We start from the raw sequence: 15,557 nt of genomic DNA, 5'->3' as shown, positions 1-15,557 counted from the left end.
TGGTTTACCGCTTTGGGTATCTCCACGATGGCGTTTAACTTGAACGGTTTCAACTTCAACCAATCGATTATCGACTCACAAGGTCGCGTCATCAACACCTGGGCTGATGTCATCAACCGCGCTAACTTGGGTATGGAAGTAATGCACGAGCGCAATGCTCACAACTTCCCACTCGACTTGGCCGCTGGTGAAACAACTCCAGTTGCTTTGGTTGCTCCTTCCATCAATGGCTAAGTTTTAGTCTGAGATAAACAAAAAGCGCTCCTAGAAATAGGGGCGCTTTTTGTTTGGGAAAATATATTTTTATCACGTTCGATCGTTCGGACTTCAGTCCTCTGATTTGGATGAGGACTGAAGTCCGAACGATCGAACTAATTTGATTGTGGTTTTTAGGGCGGACAGAATATAATAATTAACCCCTAATAATTAGGTGGATGCAGATAAATCGGTCTGCGGGGAGGGTTGTCGCTTCTTTTCAAGATACTGCTGGTGGTAATCCTCTGCCATGTAAAATTCACCAGCGGGTTTGATTTCGGTGGCAATATCTTTGTCGTATTTACCGGAAATTTGCAATTTTTGTTTGGAGGCGCGAGCGGCTTTTTCTTGTTCCCAATTGTGATAAAAAATCACAGACCTGTACTGTTCGCCTCTGTCTGGGCCTTGGCGATTGATTTGGGTTGGATCGTGACAGTTCCAGAATATATCTAGCAGTGTTTCGTAACTGACTTGCGATCGATCGTACTCCAAGAGCACTGATTCAGCGTGACCAGTGACTCGGGCGCAAACATCCAGGTAGCACGGATTCGCCCAGTGTCCTCCTGTGTAGCCCGCAGCGGTCGAGACGACACCCGCAACGAGGCGAAACTTGTGTTCGACTCCCCAAAAACAACCGGCGGCAAATGTGGCTTTTTCCATTGTGTCAATCATCGTATTGGGATCAAACTTAGGCACTCTGATTATACTTGACAGATTCCCATTAGTGTGCATTCCCAAACTAATCGTGGCTGTACGTAGTTTAGCAAATATTGGCGGGCTTTTTCTAAGGGCTCTAAGGGCGATCGGCTAATTCCCCCTGCCAAAAATTGCTGCCAGTAACAATGCTGTAAATAATCGATTAACCACAACTGAGATTCAGTATCTAAAGTTTTATCAATTTCCTTAGCTAACTCTAAAGCCGATCGCAGATTTTGAGGTAACTGCTTCACCTTTTGCAGCAAATCATCGGGTATTGATTGCAGTTGCTGCCAAATAGCAATTGCTTCCCCAGGACTTCCCTGCGCCATCCCCATTACCTCGGGATGCGATAAAATCTCGGCGAATCCCGCTTGCTGCAAAACTTGCGCCATTGCTCCGGGATTCAGCCGAGAAAAGGAGATTTTTTGACAGCGGGAAATCAAAGTGGGCAGCAAAGATTCTACAGTCGGAGCAATTAAAATTAGGGTGGCTTTTCCGGGTTCTTCTAATGTCTTCAACAAGCCGTTGGCGGCTCCCTCGCCCATTGTTTCTGCCTGTGACAAAACTACGACTGAACGCCCAGATTCTAGCGGCGGTCTGCTCAGGAATTCCCCGATTTCTCGAACTTGTTCTAGGCGAATTTGGGGCGGTGCTTTCCGCTTTAAACCGGCTTCCTCTGCTTCTTTTGTGGACAGCCGTTTGCCTTGGTTCATGTAGGTTGGTTCTACCCAGAGCAAGTCTGGATGATTTCGCTGTCGCACGCGATTTTGCACGGAGGTTATTAATTTGGTTTCGGTCAGATTGGCTGAGAATAAAAGCTCGATGAAACATTGAGCTGCTAAACTTTTGCCGGTGCCGTTAGAGCCGACAAATAAATAGCCGGGAGCAATTCGGTTTCGCTCGACTGCTTGGGTTAGTAATTCTACTGCTCGATTTTGTCCGATTAATGATGTGAAATAATCCATGTTTGTGAAGGAAGAAGGAAGAAGGAAGGGGGAAGAAGGAAGTTCGGCAACGGATTATGTAACGGATGTAACGGATTTATAGGGCAATACGGTTTACTTAACACTATTTATGCCCGGAGATCCCCCTAAATCCCCCGAAAGCAAGGGGGACTTTGAGTTATTGTAGGTGCGTCAGGGCTGGATGTTTTGACTACCTATTCAAGAAGTTTGCCCCCTGACGCACCCTACGGTTGGTTAGGTAGGAACTAAGAAACCGGGTTTTTTATCGAGATTGGGGATTTTTAGCAAATATTTTGGTAAAAAACCCGGTTTCTGGCCAGCTATGTCAGCTTACTTTTCAGCATTGGGATTATTTGAATATCCCCAAGCTTCTAACTTGCGACTTACTATGGTTTGGATTTCCTGGGCGACTTCATCTTCATTGCGATCGCCATTTATGCGCACTATTCGAGATTTATTTGACTCGGCTAACTCCGCAAAACCTTGCTGTACGCGCTTGTGAAACTTCAAATCGGCTTGCTCGATGCGATCGCATTCTCCCCGACTCTTTACCCTTGCTAAACCCGCCTCCACATTAATATCTAGCCACAAAGTCAGATCGCTTTGCAAGCCGCCGGTGGCAATTTCATTCAACTGTTTGATTAAATTCAAGTTAAGATTGCGGCCGTAGCCCTGATAAGCAATTGTAGAATCAGTGAAGCGATCGCATAAAACAATCGTTCCCTTCGATAACTCGGGTTTGAGAAAAGTTTCGACGTGCTGAGCGCGATCGGCTGCATACATAAATAATTCTGCACGATCCGATACCAATTCTTCCGGATCTTGTTTAAGTAGCAAATGCCGCAGTCCTTTTCCCAACTCAGTCCCCCCCGGTTCGCGAGTAGCCACCAACCGGACTTTCAAAAAGCAACTTGATTGTAGCCAATGTATCAACCGCTGCATTTGCGTAGTTTTACCCGCACCTTCAATCCCCTCAAACACGATAAGTTTGCCCTTCATTCCCCTAACTTTCCATCTAAATAAAATAAATCCATATTGTTCTGTTCATCTCTTCTAGGTTCGGTATGATAATAAAATCTAAATGCCTCACCGCTGGAGTTTTATATGGCTCGCTATACTGGGTTTTTTATCGTTGCCGTTCCCATCGACCGTCTCCGTCAGTCCCTGATTGAAATTTTAGAGTCATGCAATCTTGACATTATCTACAATACAGGAGATTCGCTCATGGCTCGCGAAATTCCCGGTCAAGTTTCGATTCCCAAACTTGTCACCGCAGAAGTCCTAATTGAGAAAAACACGGCTAGCGAATCAGAGGTTCGGATGAACTTCGTGATTAAAAACGAGGAATTGCCCTTGCAAACCAACAACCACTGCCGTCAAATGTTCGAGCTAGTCAGCCGTTCAATTATGAATAACAATAACTGGCGACTCTTGGAAAGTATGGCACTGTAGCCATAAATAATTAGTCATCAGTCATCAGTTATGAGTCATTAGTCATTAGTTCATGGCTAATGACTCATGACTGATGACTTTTATGTGCAAGGCCTAAATTTAAGCTCGAAACTTCCGGCGCAGCAGCAAAGAATTTGTAACTACGCTAACAGAACTAAAAGCCATAAATGCAGCTGCCGCCGCCGGACTGAGTAGAATTCCAGTTGCAGGCAGCAAGATACCGGCTGCAACCGGAATTCCCAGAGTATTGTAAGCAAAAGCCCAGAACAAATTTTGGCGAATCTTATTAAAAGTAGCGCGCCCAAGGTCGATCGACTCAACAACATCCATCAAAGCATTTCGCATCAACACAATTTGAGCCGTCTCAACCGCTACATCAGTACCGCACTGCAAACCGATACCAACATCAGCTTGAGCCAAAGCCGGGGCATCATTGATACCATCCCCCACCACAGCCACTTTACAGCCTTGAGCTTGCAAACTGGCGATCGCCCGAGCCTTTCCATCCGGCCGCACTTCGGCAAAAACATCAGCCGCCGCCAAACCTAGCTGCTGCGCCGTTGCCGCCGCAGCCGACGCAGTATCCCCCGTCAGCATCATCACCCGCAATCCCATTTCCCGCAGGCGATCGACCGTCGCCTTAGCATCCAGCCTCAGAGTATCTTTTAGCCCGATTACCCCCAGCAAAACGCCCCCAGAAGCCACGTAAACCGCCGTTTTGCCGTGCAAAGACTCCGACAATTGCGTCGGCACAGCGACGCCCTGCTCGCTCATCCACGCGACATTCCCAGCGAACACCCGCCGGCCATCCACTAAAGCAGAAACCCCGAATCCTGGTTCCGTGTAGAAATCCTCAGCAGGTAGGAGCGGCAAAGCTTGTTTTTGAGATTCCAGTAAAATCGCGGCGGCGATGGGATGACAAGCGCCTCTTTCCACCGCCGCTGCAATTTGCAGCAGTTTTGAGCCTATTGTGGAACAGCCATCTTGTTTGTTTCCAGAAACATCATCAATTGTGGAAATTGTGGAACAGGCATCTTGCCTGTTTCCAGAAACATCATCAATTGTGAAACAGGCATCTTGCCTGTTTCCAGAAACATCATCAATTGTGGAAATTGTGGAACAGGCATCTTGCCTGTTGCCAACATTAATATCCGAGTTCAAATCCAACTCAGAATTCTGGAAAATCGGCAAATAATCAGTGAGTATGAGATTGCCAGTTGTGAGAGTGCCAGTCTTGTCAAAAACCACTGTATCTAATTGATGTACCCGTTCTAAAACATCACCACCGCGAATTAAAAGCCCGCGCTCCGCCCCGATGCCAGAACCAACTAAAATTGCAGTTGGGGTAGCCAGTCCCAAAGCGCAAGGACAAGCAATAACTAAAACTGCGATTGCCAATTTCAAACTTAACAACAAAGGCGATTGGTAATCGGTAATTGATAATTGATTTCCCATGCCCAATGCCCCATGCCCCATGCCCCATGCCCCATGCCCCATGCCCGATGCCCCATGCCCCATGCCCCATGCCCCATGCCCCATATCGTGTCCTAAAAGCACAGAAGGCCAAATATGAGTCCCGGCAAAATACCAAAATAGGAAAGTTAAAACCGATATCGCCATTACGCCATAGACAAAATATCCGGCGACAGTATCAGCTAAATTTTGAATCGGCGCTTTGCGAGTTTGGGCTGCTTGCACCAAAGCCACCATTTGAGCTACAGTTGTTTCTTGGCCGGTGCGAGTTGCCCGCATCACAACGGCCCCGGATTTATTGATAGTTCCCGCCGCGACTGTATCTCCTGGTTGCTTCAAAACTGGCATCGATTCGCCAGTCAGCATCGACTCATCTACGGTTGTTTTGCCTTCGCAAATTTCGCCGTCTACGGGAATTTTTTCCCCGGGCAAAACTTGCAGCCATTCTCCGACTCGGACGCGATCGGCTGGAATTTCAATGTATTGTGGATTGTAGAGGCCAGATGTCGAGTTTAAAGGCAATTCTTGAGAGTGCAAATCTAAAATCGGCAGTTTAAAATCAACTAAGCGGGCTGTGGCCGGTTGTAGTGCGATTAAAGCTTGCAACGCTGATGCAGCGCGCCGTCTGGCTTGTTGTTCGAGAGTTTTGCCCAACAAAATGAAGCCCAGCAGCATCACGGGTTCGTCAAAAAAGCACTCCCATCCCATCCGTGGAAACAGCAGCGCGGCGTTGCTAGCTGTGTAAGCTGTGACTGCGCCTAAAGCTACTAAAGTATTCATGTTTGGTGCATTTCGCCACAAACTGCGGCAGCCGTCAACGATAATCGGGCGGCCAGGTAGCAGCAATGCTAGGGTGGCGAGTCCCCAGTGAAACCAAATGTTGCTGAGAATTGGGGCTTTTGTGCCGACTATGTGACCTAAACCGGATAGAATAATTAGGATAAGGGCGATCGACAATTGATTGATTTGCTGTCGAATTTCTTGCCGTCGCCGTTCAATTATCGCCGCTTCTGCTTCCCGCTGATTTCCACCTAAGCGAGACTGGGAGGGAAATCCGTTATCAGTCAACTTTTTCGCTAAAACCTCTGCATCGACAGCCCCCGGTTGACATTCAACCGTTGCGACTTCTACGGCTAAGTTAACGCAAGCTGAAATTACGCCTGAATGCTGCATGAGTTGGCGTTCAACTGCTTTGGCGCAGCCGGCACATTTCATCCCGGCGACATCGAAAGTAACAAGTTCTGGTGGCGGTGATTCTTTAACTGGGATGATTTCGGGTTGAATTTCGGGGATTGCTTTGGGGACAAATTGCATGGTTTTTTTTGGTATTGATTAGAATATTTTGGTGTTTCCGAAAGTGTTTAATGCAAAGTTGACACAAATGTCTATATTTTAGGATAGATATTTTTTGTGACATCTTCCGAAAGTGTTAGTTTTTTTTAATTCTTATCCCAATTCTGAAGATTAGACGTACGGTTGAAGCCGCGTCTAGACAGACAAAACCCGCCTGCGCGGGTTGAAGATTGGACGTACGGTTGTCTTCTGTTTGATTACCATAACAAAAACAGTTCGTAGTGCGGACTTTAGTCCGCTTTTTAGTTGCGGACTAAAGTCCGCACTACGAACCAATTTTAGATCGCTCAATTGACCGGAGACGATATTATATTAGTTACTATCCAATTTTTATGTAACCAATTTAGCTATGACAGAATCACAGAAATTTTATATTGTCAAACGTTCGGCGGGTAATTGCGAAATTTTACCCATCGCCCAAATCGAACAGCAAAGCCCCACTATTATAGAACAGTGGGGCCCTTACGATTCCGCAGAAGATGCGATCGCCCGTCGCATCGGATTAATTCGCGCTGGCAAATGTCAACCCCAATAAATCAGATTCCATAAACCGTTCGTAGTAAGGACTTTAGTCCTGCAAAACTTGGAAAGGACTGAAGTCCGAACGATCAAACTTGCTATTTAGATTTAGAAGGTGCCGCACTCGGTTTCGCCTGCGCCGCAGTCGGTTTCGCAGGCGCCGGCTTCGGTTTCGACTCAGCCTTACTATCTCCTGTTTTACCAGTAACTTGCTTTGTCAAAACTTCCATAGCTTTTGCGTACTGCGGATCTGCTGCCGTAGCAATTTTATCGCGATCGCGCCTCAAATCCTGTTTTTGAGCATCGGTGAGTTCAACCACAAAATCCGGTTTAATTCCCATGTGATTGATATCGGTGCCATTGGGAGTAAAATACTTGGCAATTGTCACCGCCAAACCGGAACCATTTCCCACGCCGCGTACTGACTGAACTAAACCTTTACCAAAGGTTTTTGTTCCCACCAAAACCGCGCGTTTGTTGTCTTGCAAAGCACCTGATAGAATCTCGCTAGCACTTGCTGAACCGCCGTCTACGAGTACAACTAAGGGTTTGTCCGTGAGCTCTCCCTTATTTGCGGTTTGCCGATCGGCCTCACCGACGCGATCGACCGTTGAGACGATCGTACCTTCTTTCAGCCACATCCGAGCAATTTCGATACTTCCGTAGAGCAACCCGCCGGGATTGGAACGCAAGTCTAGAATATAGCCCGTCACCTTTTTCTGTTCCAAATCCTTAATTGCCGATTTCATTTCCGATGCAGCATTCGCGCTAAACTGATTTAAGCGAATATAACCAATTTCGCCGATCGGGCTTTTCTGCACCGACTTCCGCACGGGATGAATTTCAATTTTCGCGCGCTTCAGCTTAAAATCTATTTCCTTATTGCCCCGCAAAATAGTCAGCGTCACTTCAGTATTCACCTGGCCGCGAATCAAACTTACCGCTTGATTCGTATCCATGCCTTCTGTGGTTTTGCCGTCAATCTTAGTAATGATATCTTTTGCTAGAATGCCAGCGGTAAAAGCAGGGGTATCTTCGATGGGAGAAATCACCACCAACTTTTTGGTTTCCTCATCTTGAGTCAACTGAATCCCAACTCCTGTCAATTCCCCAGAAGTGTCAACCTGCATATTTCTGAACTCTTGAGGGTCCATAAACCGGGTATAAGGATCGTCCAGCTTCTTCAGCATTTCCCGAATTGCTTTGTAAGCTTCGTCGTCGCTGGTATAAGTCCGGTTCAAATAATCATTCCGCACCGCTTTCCAGTCAACCTGGTTAAAAGTGCCATCAACATAACTTTTGTCAATAATTTGCCAAACTTCATCAACCAATTCTTTAGGACTTCCCCTAAAAGAAGCCAGAGATTTAGAACTGCAACCACTGTTGGCAAGAGTTACAGCAGTGAGTACCACTGCTGCTGCACTTAGAACAAGCCCTCGTTTTGTTATAACCATTTGTCTGACGCGCGGGAGGAAAAGAGTTCAAAATAATCACGCCCAATCTAACACAGGCAAGCCTTGGTCGGATTTTGGATACATATTTATTCAACTTTGCCCAGTTTTGTTCCCGAAGCCACAGGCAAGATGCCTGTGCCACAAAAAACTCTTGTGGGGTGGGCATCTTGCCCGCCCCCAACCCAGCCACAGGCAAGATGCCTGTGCCACAAAAAACTATTGTGGGGTGGGCATCTTGCCCGCCCCCAAAGCTCAAAACTATATCCAGTAAAGCCTATTCAGGTTCAAACCAGCGATCGTCCGACTTAATCAAATTAATCAATTCTGCCACACCTTCAGACTCAGGAACCTTCTTAATCTCATCCCGGCCGCGGTACAGAGAAATATAACCCGGTTGCTTCCCGACATAGCCGTAGTCAGCATCAGCCATTTCTCCCGGCCCATTGACAATACAGCCCATAACTGCAATATCCAAACCAGTGAGATGCTTCGTCGCCTCCCTCACTTGATGCAGCACTTCCTCCAAATTAAACAAAGTGCGGCCGCAGGAAGGACAAGCCACATACTCAACCATCGTTTTCCGCAATCCCAAGGCTTGCAGAATGCTGTAACAGACAGGAATCTCCTTTTCCGGCGCCTCTGTCAGCGAGACGCGAATCGTGTCGCCGATACCGTCAGCCAACAGCGGGGCGATACCAGCCGTGGATTTAATGCGGCCGTATTCGCCATCGCCAGCTTCCGTAACACCCAAATGCAGCGGGTAATCCATGCCCAATTCGTCCATCCGGTGCGCCATCAAGCGGTAAGCAGCCACCATTACCGGCGCGCGGGAAGCTTTCAGGGAAATCACGATATTGCGGAAGTCCAGGGATTCGCAAATTTTGATAAATTCCAGGGCCGATTCCACCATGCCTTCGGGCGTGTCGCCGTAGGTAAACAGCATCCGTTCGGCGAGGGAACCGTGATTAACGCCGATTCGCAAAGCTTTATCTTGATCTCGCAGGGAAATCACCAGAGGTTCCAGGGTTTCGCGGATTTTTTCGCCAATTTCCGCGAATTCCGCGTCAGTGTATTCGCTTCTGTCGGCTTTCGGCTTCTCGAACACGTAAAGCCCGGGATTGATTCTCACTTTGTCTACGTGTTTGGCGACTTCCAGGGCAATTTTCATCCCGTTGTGGTGGACATCAGCAACCAGGGGCACAGCTTGGTAGGTTTCGTGCAGTTTTTGCTTGATTTCGGCTAAAGCTTTGGCGTGGGCCATGCTGGGCACGGTGACGCGGACGATTTCGCAGCCTATCTCGTGCAAGCGCCGAATTCCTGCGACTGAACCGTCGATGTCGAGGGTGTCTTCGTTAATCATCGATTGTACGACGACTGGGTTGCCTCCGCCGATCGTGATACTGCCCACTTTGACGGGACGGGTTTTGCGGCGTTTGATGCTGGTGTCGAAAATTGGTTGAGGGTTGGGGGTTTTAGTTGGATTGGGCAGAGTTTGCATAGTTGATTGGTAGAGTTTTGTTACGAAGGTCTATAAAATTGTGTCTGCTGTTTTTTAGGTTGCCACAGAAAGGGTCTGTTTGGGTAAAGAGGTTTTGGGATTTAGGATTTGGGATAAAAATTCGCGTACCTCTGACTCGCATGACGTATGTTGAGCCCGTCGCGAGTCTTACGCAGCTATCACCGGGAAAGCGAAGATATGTTGATGAAAATTTTGGATGAAATTTATCGTTACAATTCCGGTGAGGTTCTGGCAAAATTATATAATAAATAGTTTGGAGTCTTAAGCAGTTATGCCTGATGAAATGATTAGCATTGCGACTAGCGGCGATACTCCCGATGAGTCACCGGAAGCACCTGATTTGGAGGGTGCGAAGATTGGCGCACATATAGGAGACTATTCTGGTTTTTTTGACGCACAACAGCCCGCTGAGTCTGCACACAAGCAGGTGACAAAAGCCGTGGATAGCTTACGGCTGCACAAAGTGAGTATCAAGAAATTAGAAAAAGAACTGGCTGAGTTCATGAAAACGGTGGATAAAATGTTCAGTGCAGCGGATATGGAAGCTGACATGAAGGCGATCGAGTTATCTGAAATTGAGTTATCCGTTGGTATTAATGCTGAAGGTTCTTTCAGTTTAATGGCTATGGGGGCAAAAGTTGCAGATACAAGAACTGTATTGTTAAGGTTTAAACGTAAGTCTTAAGGTAAAATGGGAAGAAATTTTGGAATATCAATTGGCATTAATCAATACGAGTTCTCGCAAACGCTGAAGTATGCCAAGCGGGATGCAGAGTTAATGCGAGATTTTCTTGTCAAAGAAGCGGGATTTGAGCAAGTTTTGTTGTACTCCGACGACTCGCCGAATATTAATGGTAAATCGACTCGTGCTTCTTTTGTCAACCTGAGACGAGTTCTGAGGGCGATGTTTGAAAAGCCATTTATGGAAGCTGGGGATAACTTTTGGTTTTTCTTCAGCGGACACGGGATGCGCCATAAGGGGTCTGATTATCTGATGGCTTGCGATAGCGATCCGGGAGATGTTTCAGATACAGCGATTTCGATTAGTTACGTGACACAACAATTGCGTCGCTGCGGTGCTGATAATGTTGTCCTGATTCTGGATGCTTGTCGTGAGGGTGAAGGAAGTAAATCGGGAGAAGGAATTGGCAATCAAGCTGCTCAAGTGGCGCGAGAAAAGGGAGTCATCACAATTTTCTCTTGCAGTCCGAATGAGTTGTCCTATGAAATTGATGATTTACAACAGGGTATTTTTACAAAAGCACTGCTGGATGGATTAGGCGCTCAAGGTAAATGTGCAACTGTTGAGCGATTGAATCATTATTTGAATGGGCGAGTTCCCGATTTGATTCGGCAATACAAAAAAGGTAACACGTCTCGACAAACTCCTTATATGATTGCGGAGCCTGCCAGCAAGTATCACTTGATTCTTTGCCCGCAATATGCAACTAAAGCTGATGTTGCACCGATGAAATTTGATGCTTCTATCGCTGAACTTCACCAAGATTTCGATCTAGCAGAACAGTTATGGATTCGGGTGCTGGCTGCATCTCCTGGTGGCGACATGGATGCGGTTAAAGGATTACAAAGAATTGCCGTTGCAAAGATACAGCCCGCAGCTATACCATATCAACCGAGTTCTAAAAATAGTGCTACAACCGAAAAATCCCCTCAGCCTGCACCTCCTAATCCTACTCCTATTGAGCCTGATGTTCCCCTCAAGTCAGAACGCGGAGTAGACTACACTAAGTTGCGCGATTTACTGGCAACTGGAAAGTGGAAAGAGGCAGATGAGGAAACGGGGGAGAAAATGCTGGAGGTAGCGGGGAGAAAAGATGAAGGCTGGCTGAGAGTTGAAGATATCGATCGATTTCCCTGTGCAGACTTGCGAACTATTGACCAACTTTGGGTAAAATACAGTAATGGACGCTTTGGTTTTTCGATGCAGAAACGCATCTATGAAAGTCTGGGGGGAACCAGAGAATATAATGGTAAAATTTGGGAAACTTTTGGCGATCGGGTAGGTTGGCGCGTGAATAAAGAATGGTTGTACTACAACGATCTAAAATTTAACACCAAATCACAAGAGGGGCACCTCCCGGGCACCTCCCATTGGGATTGGTTGGGGAGTGTGGGAGGAGGGTGTGAATGTAGGAGGGGAATGGGTGTTCTCTTCTCTCGCGTCGAGACTTGTAGAGTGTAACATCTAAGGGTTACAGAGTTTCGTGAAGATTTATAACAGAGGCTTAAACCACGAAACCGCGCCAATTCTACGTTTCCGATACCTGGCACTGGCCATCCTCGCTTTCTTTTGGCTTTCGCGTAGTTTTTTGTAGTATCTGCCCCGCCACTTGCGGGTTGTAACAGTTAGCCAGAATGAACTTTTCGGCCACTGCTAAAATCTCTGGATTTTCCGCATCCCACTCTCCCCAAGGCAAACTTATCTTTCAACGAATGAATCTAAACGATATTATAGAAGCAATATTAGAAAATAGGGTGCGAATTACAGACCATGCTGATGAAGAAGCAGAGGATGATAATCTCTCATTTGATGAAATCTACTTTTCCGTCCTTTATGGTGAAATCATAGAAAATTATCCCAAAGAAAAACCCTATCCCCGATACTTAATCTATGGTGAAACCTTTAGAGGCGAGCCTATTCATAGTGTTTGGTCTTATGTCCCTAGTAATAAACTAGCTATCCTAATCACAGTTTATCGCCCAGATGCGAATCGATGGATTAATTGGATACAAAGGAGAAATTAAAAATGCAATCTGTAGAAAAATGCCCGATTTGCGGCGGTGAAATAGTTATCAAAGAAGTCGATAAACTTTTACGGGGCGGCAAACATACTGCTATCTTAAAAGTATCGGCTGAAGTTTGCCTAAGCTGTGGAGAACGGTTGTACTCTGTCGAAACAGTTAGGAAATTTGCCAAAATTAGACAGCAATTGCAGCAAGAAGAGACTCAAGAATTTCAAGTGATGGGCCAATCTTTTCGCGTTGGGTAAGTTATAGTCAAGTAGGGTGTGTCGCCTCGAAAAATCCGGGCGGGCACGGGGGCACCGCCCCTACATATCGACAATCTCATAGCCACGCACCTTACAAAATACTCGCTCAAACAAATGTTGGCGTAGTTAAGTCTTCAAAATATTTTACTTTCCCCCGCATATCCTTAAATAATTCTTCAGTTGAAAGAGACTTTTCATACTGAGAGATTCTCACAACTGGCTTATTCCCATCCATCACTAAAATTTCTTCGCCTTCAAGCTCTACAAGTTGCAATAATTCTAGTAATTGAGCGGTTAATTGACTTTTGTCAACGGTTTTCATAGGACAATGATTTGTGTTGTGTTAAAACTACATTATATCTCAATAGGGTTCAGTCGTAGGGTGTGTCGCCTCTAAAAATCCTCAACAAAAATCGACAATCTCATAGCGACGCACCTTACAAAATACTTATGTAAACCGTATTGTGTTATAATAAATAAACCTGAGTGTTAACATCGCAAATGTATGACAGCCAAAATACACATCAGCAAATTAGGTAACTCCTTGGCTTTGCCAATACCAGACTACATAGTAAAGTTTCTCAATCTTAAAGCAGAAGATTCAGTAATTTGCAGCATAGAAAATGGGAAACTGGTCATAGAGCCTGTAAATAATAAAATATCCAAATATACCCTAGATGAATTATTGGCAGGCGAAATAGAATCTAGCGAAGAAGTCTCTTGGAGAAAACCAGAAGGAGAAGAAGTTTGGTAAACTATATCCCCGAACGAGGTCATTTTATTCGCCTCAATTTTGACCCTCAAGCAGGACACGAACAAATGGGGACTAGGCCTGCACTGGTTGTGAGTCAAACTAAATTTAACCGAAAAATGGGGTTTGTGTTCGTCTGTCCGATTAGCAGCACACAACGCAAAAATCCGTTTTATGTTCCCATTCCAGAAGGTGAAGCGATAACAGGTGTAATTATGACGGATCAACTCCGCTCTTTAGATTCTCGCGCAAGGCAAGCAAGTTTTATTAGTGAATGTCGATCAGATATAATTGAGGAGGTGTTGAGGCGAATTCAACCTATTTTGTTTGATAATGTGACTGTTGATTAATAGTTAATCAAAATCAATAGGAAATAATATTCAATGGTGCGTCAGAATTAGATTTTTAGTGATAGTTGAGAATTATTTCTTGACGCACCCTACCGCTAAATATTCGATTTGTGCCATAGATTGTCGGGGGCGGGGACGCCGCCCCTACAAACTGCTATTCATCCAGCCGCAGAATCTAACCATGCAATTAAATCCTCTTCACTTGTAAAATCCAATAAAGCTTCTCCCAAATCATCTAACTCTTCCGCAGATAACCCCTGGATGCGAGTTTCAACTTCCTGTGTAACATCACCCACCCGCCGCACCAGCAGACGCATAATTAATCCTATTTCTCCCTCAATTTTACCCCTCTCGATTCCCCTTTCTATCCCTTGTTCAATTCCTTGTTCAATCCCTTGTTGTATTCCCTGTTGTATTCCCTGTTGTATTCCCTGTTCCATCCCCCTTTGCATACCAATTTCTATCCCTTTTGTCACAGAACCTAGCTGGTCTTGGATAAACATTTCTCGCTTGTCTACATCATTCAATTCGTCGAGGGTCAAATTTGCTCGGTTGGCAATTCCCATCGCGGCATTAATCTCTGCAACTGACCCCAATGTCTCTGGTACTACTTCCAATGAGGGTGCGTTTTTCATGAAGTAAATCCATTTTTCCGGCAGGGTTTCCAGTTCATTTAATTCTTTTTTGAATTTGGGTAACTCGACAAATACTAATTTGATTTCGCAGTTGGGATAGACGAATTTCTCTTCGGTTTCTGTGAATTCAAAGTGCGAAATTAGTTTGTCGGTGTTTTCAAATAAGATGAAGTCGGTGATGGTTAATGCAATGACTGGATTTAATTTTAAATAACCTTCTCCAGCTTTAAGTTGGGTAGAATAGGTTTTGGCTGCGTTGTAGACGACTCGTTTTTCAAAGGCGGCGACGTTGAGCACCTGCATTTCCACAATTACGGTTTTGTTTCCGGTAATCTTGGCTTTGACATCCAGGTAGGTGTCTTTCAATCCTGTAACGCTTCCGGCTGAATAAGGGTCAATGATTTCTATTTCTTGGATTGTGGGTTCTCCGTTATACAGCATTGCATTTAGGAAGCTGATTAAAATTTCTGGGTGTTCTGAAGATGCGAATATTCTTTTGAATGCAAAGTCTGTTTTGGGGCTGATGAAACGCATGGGTTTTATAGTTTTTTTTAACCGCTGAGGGCGCAGAGGACACAAAGGAAGAGAGAGGAGTATACAGGATATTGCAACTAGCCAGAGTACAGAGGCGTGATACCTGGAATTGGGGCGGGCACGGGGGGCACCGCCCCTACAAATCCTATGCAGTTATCAGCCTGTGGCTTGAGTTGTTGTTACAGGTGACATAACTAGCTTTCCAGTTATGTCCATTGTTGCCAGTTTCAACACTTCATTAAATGCTAAGCCCCGAATTTTGAGCTCCCACCGAATGCCTTTGGCTTTCATTCGCTTGGCTTTTCGCATATCGACATCGGCAGCTTTTTGATGCAGTAGCAAATGTTTCATTGCTGCTGTTGCTTCTACTTTTTTGGCAAAGGCAATGTAGGTGATATATCCGCCGTCCCAGTGGTTGGCGTTGCGGATACTACTGATAGTTGCAACTCTCGGACTAAATCGGTTCCAGTAAAAGTCGCTGTAGCCGATCGACTGTGTGTTCACTTGGAGTTTGTTTGCCATTTGACTTAACTCCTATAATCTTTTGTGCGGGGTTTGCAGGACTAATTTCCTGCTGTTACTATTAT

General features: G+C 45.7%; 17 protein-coding genes and 1 pseudogene. 9 read left to right on the top strand and 9 right to left on the bottom strand.

The features are described 5' to 3' along the window. Positions 1-234, top strand: a pseudogene (locus QUB68_RS21205) (photosystem II q(b) protein); the annotation flags it as partial. Positions 235-426: 192 nt separating this feature from the next. Here the strand turns inward: QUB68_RS21205 and msrA are convergent. The 3 genes from msrA to tmk form a co-directional block, all read right to left on the bottom strand. After that, entirely contained in the window at positions 427-915 is a 489-nt protein-coding gene (gene msrA / locus QUB68_RS21200; protein WP_332996123.1) for a peptide-methionine (S)-S-oxide reductase MsrA, read from the bottom strand. 41 nt (positions 916-956) lie between these two features. Then, complete coding sequence (locus tag QUB68_RS21195) at positions 957-1,919, bottom strand: DNA polymerase III subunit delta' (protein WP_332996116.1); 963 nt, start codon at positions 1,917-1,919, stop codon at positions 957-959. 330 nt (positions 1,920-2,249) lie between these two features. Continuing rightward, complete coding sequence (tmk, locus tag QUB68_RS21190; protein ID WP_332996114.1) at positions 2,250-2,918, bottom strand: dTMP kinase; 669 nt, start codon at positions 2,916-2,918, stop codon at positions 2,250-2,252. A gap of 105 nt (positions 2,919-3,023) precedes the next feature. On the opposite strand from tmk, the gene QUB68_RS21185 reads away from it, so the two are divergent. Further along, entirely contained in the window at positions 3,024-3,371 is a 348-nt protein-coding gene (locus QUB68_RS21185; protein WP_332996112.1) for a hypothetical protein, read from the top strand. Positions 3,372-3,470: 99 nt separating this feature from the next. Here the strand turns inward: QUB68_RS21185 and QUB68_RS21180 are convergent, their stop codons facing one another. Continuing rightward, a complete protein-coding gene (locus tag QUB68_RS21180; RefSeq protein WP_332996110.1) occupies positions 3,471-6,158 on the bottom strand; it encodes a heavy metal translocating P-type ATPase in 2,688 nt (895 codons plus the stop codon). 388 nt (positions 6,159-6,546) lie between these two features. Here QUB68_RS21180 and QUB68_RS21175 point away from each other — a divergent pair, with 388 nt between their 5' ends. Next, positions 6,547-6,732, top strand: coding sequence for a DDE transposase family protein (locus QUB68_RS21175; RefSeq protein ID WP_106332279.1), 186 nt, complete (start codon positions 6,547-6,549; stop codon positions 6,730-6,732). A gap of 82 nt (positions 6,733-6,814) precedes the next feature. Here QUB68_RS21175 and ctpC read toward each other — a convergent pair whose 3' ends face one another. After that, entirely contained in the window at positions 6,815-8,170 is a 1,356-nt protein-coding gene (gene ctpC, locus QUB68_RS21170; protein ID WP_332996108.1) for a carboxyl-terminal processing protease CtpC, read from the bottom strand. Positions 8,171-8,444: 274 nt separating this feature from the next. After that, on the bottom strand, positions 8,445-9,668 hold the full coding sequence (gene ispG, locus QUB68_RS21165; protein WP_332996106.1) for a (E)-4-hydroxy-3-methylbut-2-enyl-diphosphate synthase: 1,224 nt from the start codon (positions 9,666-9,668) through the stop codon (positions 8,445-8,447). A gap of 292 nt (positions 9,669-9,960) precedes the next feature. Between ispG and QUB68_RS21160 the strand changes: the two genes are divergently transcribed. The 4 genes from QUB68_RS21160 (at position 9,961) to QUB68_RS21145 (ending at position 12,700) form a co-directional block, all read left to right on the top strand. Continuing rightward, entirely contained in the window at positions 9,961-10,374 is a 414-nt protein-coding gene (locus QUB68_RS21160) for a Pepco domain-containing protein (RefSeq protein ID WP_332996104.1), read from the top strand. 6 nt (positions 10,375-10,380) lie between these two features. Then, positions 10,381-11,892, top strand: a complete 1,512-nt coding sequence (locus QUB68_RS21155) for a GUN4 domain-containing protein (protein ID WP_332996102.1) — start codon at positions 10,381-10,383, stop codon at positions 11,890-11,892. 251 nt (positions 11,893-12,143) lie between these two features. Beyond that, positions 12,144-12,455 (top strand): DUF4258 domain-containing protein, encoded by a 312-nt coding sequence (locus tag QUB68_RS21150; protein WP_332996100.1) that lies wholly within the window; start codon positions 12,144-12,146, stop codon positions 12,453-12,455. Between the two features lie 2 nt (positions 12,456-12,457). Then, the gene (locus QUB68_RS21145) at positions 12,458-12,700 is read left to right on the top strand and encodes a YgiT-type zinc finger protein (protein ID WP_332996097.1); all 243 of its coding nucleotides are present in this window, start codon (positions 12,458-12,460) and stop codon (positions 12,698-12,700) included. 106 nt (positions 12,701-12,806) lie between these two features. On the opposite strand, the gene QUB68_RS21140 is transcribed toward QUB68_RS21145, so the two are convergent. Next, on the bottom strand, positions 12,807-13,022 hold the full coding sequence (locus QUB68_RS21140) for a prevent-host-death protein (protein ID WP_332996096.1): 216 nt from the start codon (positions 13,020-13,022) through the stop codon (positions 12,807-12,809). A 183-nt stretch (positions 13,023-13,205) separates the two neighbouring features. Between QUB68_RS21140 and QUB68_RS21135 the strand changes: the two genes are divergently transcribed. Beyond that, a complete protein-coding gene (locus tag QUB68_RS21135; RefSeq protein ID WP_332996095.1) occupies positions 13,206-13,454 on the top strand; it encodes an AbrB/MazE/SpoVT family DNA-binding domain-containing protein in 249 nt (82 codons plus the stop codon). Further along, positions 13,448-13,801 (top strand): type II toxin-antitoxin system PemK/MazF family toxin, encoded by a 354-nt coding sequence (locus QUB68_RS21130; RefSeq protein ID WP_332996093.1) that lies wholly within the window; start codon positions 13,448-13,450, stop codon positions 13,799-13,801. Before QUB68_RS21135 ends, QUB68_RS21130 begins: the two co-directional genes overlap by 7 nt. A 158-nt stretch (positions 13,802-13,959) precedes the next feature. On the opposite strand, the gene QUB68_RS21125 is transcribed toward QUB68_RS21130, so the two are convergent. Both QUB68_RS21125 and QUB68_RS21120 read right to left on the bottom strand, forming a co-directional pair. Further along, positions 13,960-14,970: an Rpn family recombination-promoting nuclease/putative transposase gene (locus QUB68_RS21125; RefSeq protein WP_332996091.1), complete on the bottom strand. Its 1,011-nt coding sequence runs from the start codon at positions 14,968-14,970 to the stop codon at positions 13,960-13,962. Between the two features lie 156 nt (positions 14,971-15,126). Further along, a complete protein-coding gene (locus QUB68_RS21120) occupies positions 15,127-15,492 on the bottom strand; it encodes a hypothetical protein (RefSeq protein WP_332996089.1) in 366 nt (121 codons plus the stop codon). Between the last annotated feature and the right edge of the window lie 65 nt (positions 15,493-15,557).

The organism is Microcoleus sp. A006_D1 (assembly GCF_036702805.1).
GTDB lineage: Bacteria > Cyanobacteriota > Cyanobacteriia > Cyanobacteriales > Microcoleaceae > Microcoleus.
The sequence above is the reverse complement of the archived record's forward strand: the minus strand, read 5'-3'. Positions and strand labels throughout refer to the sequence as shown.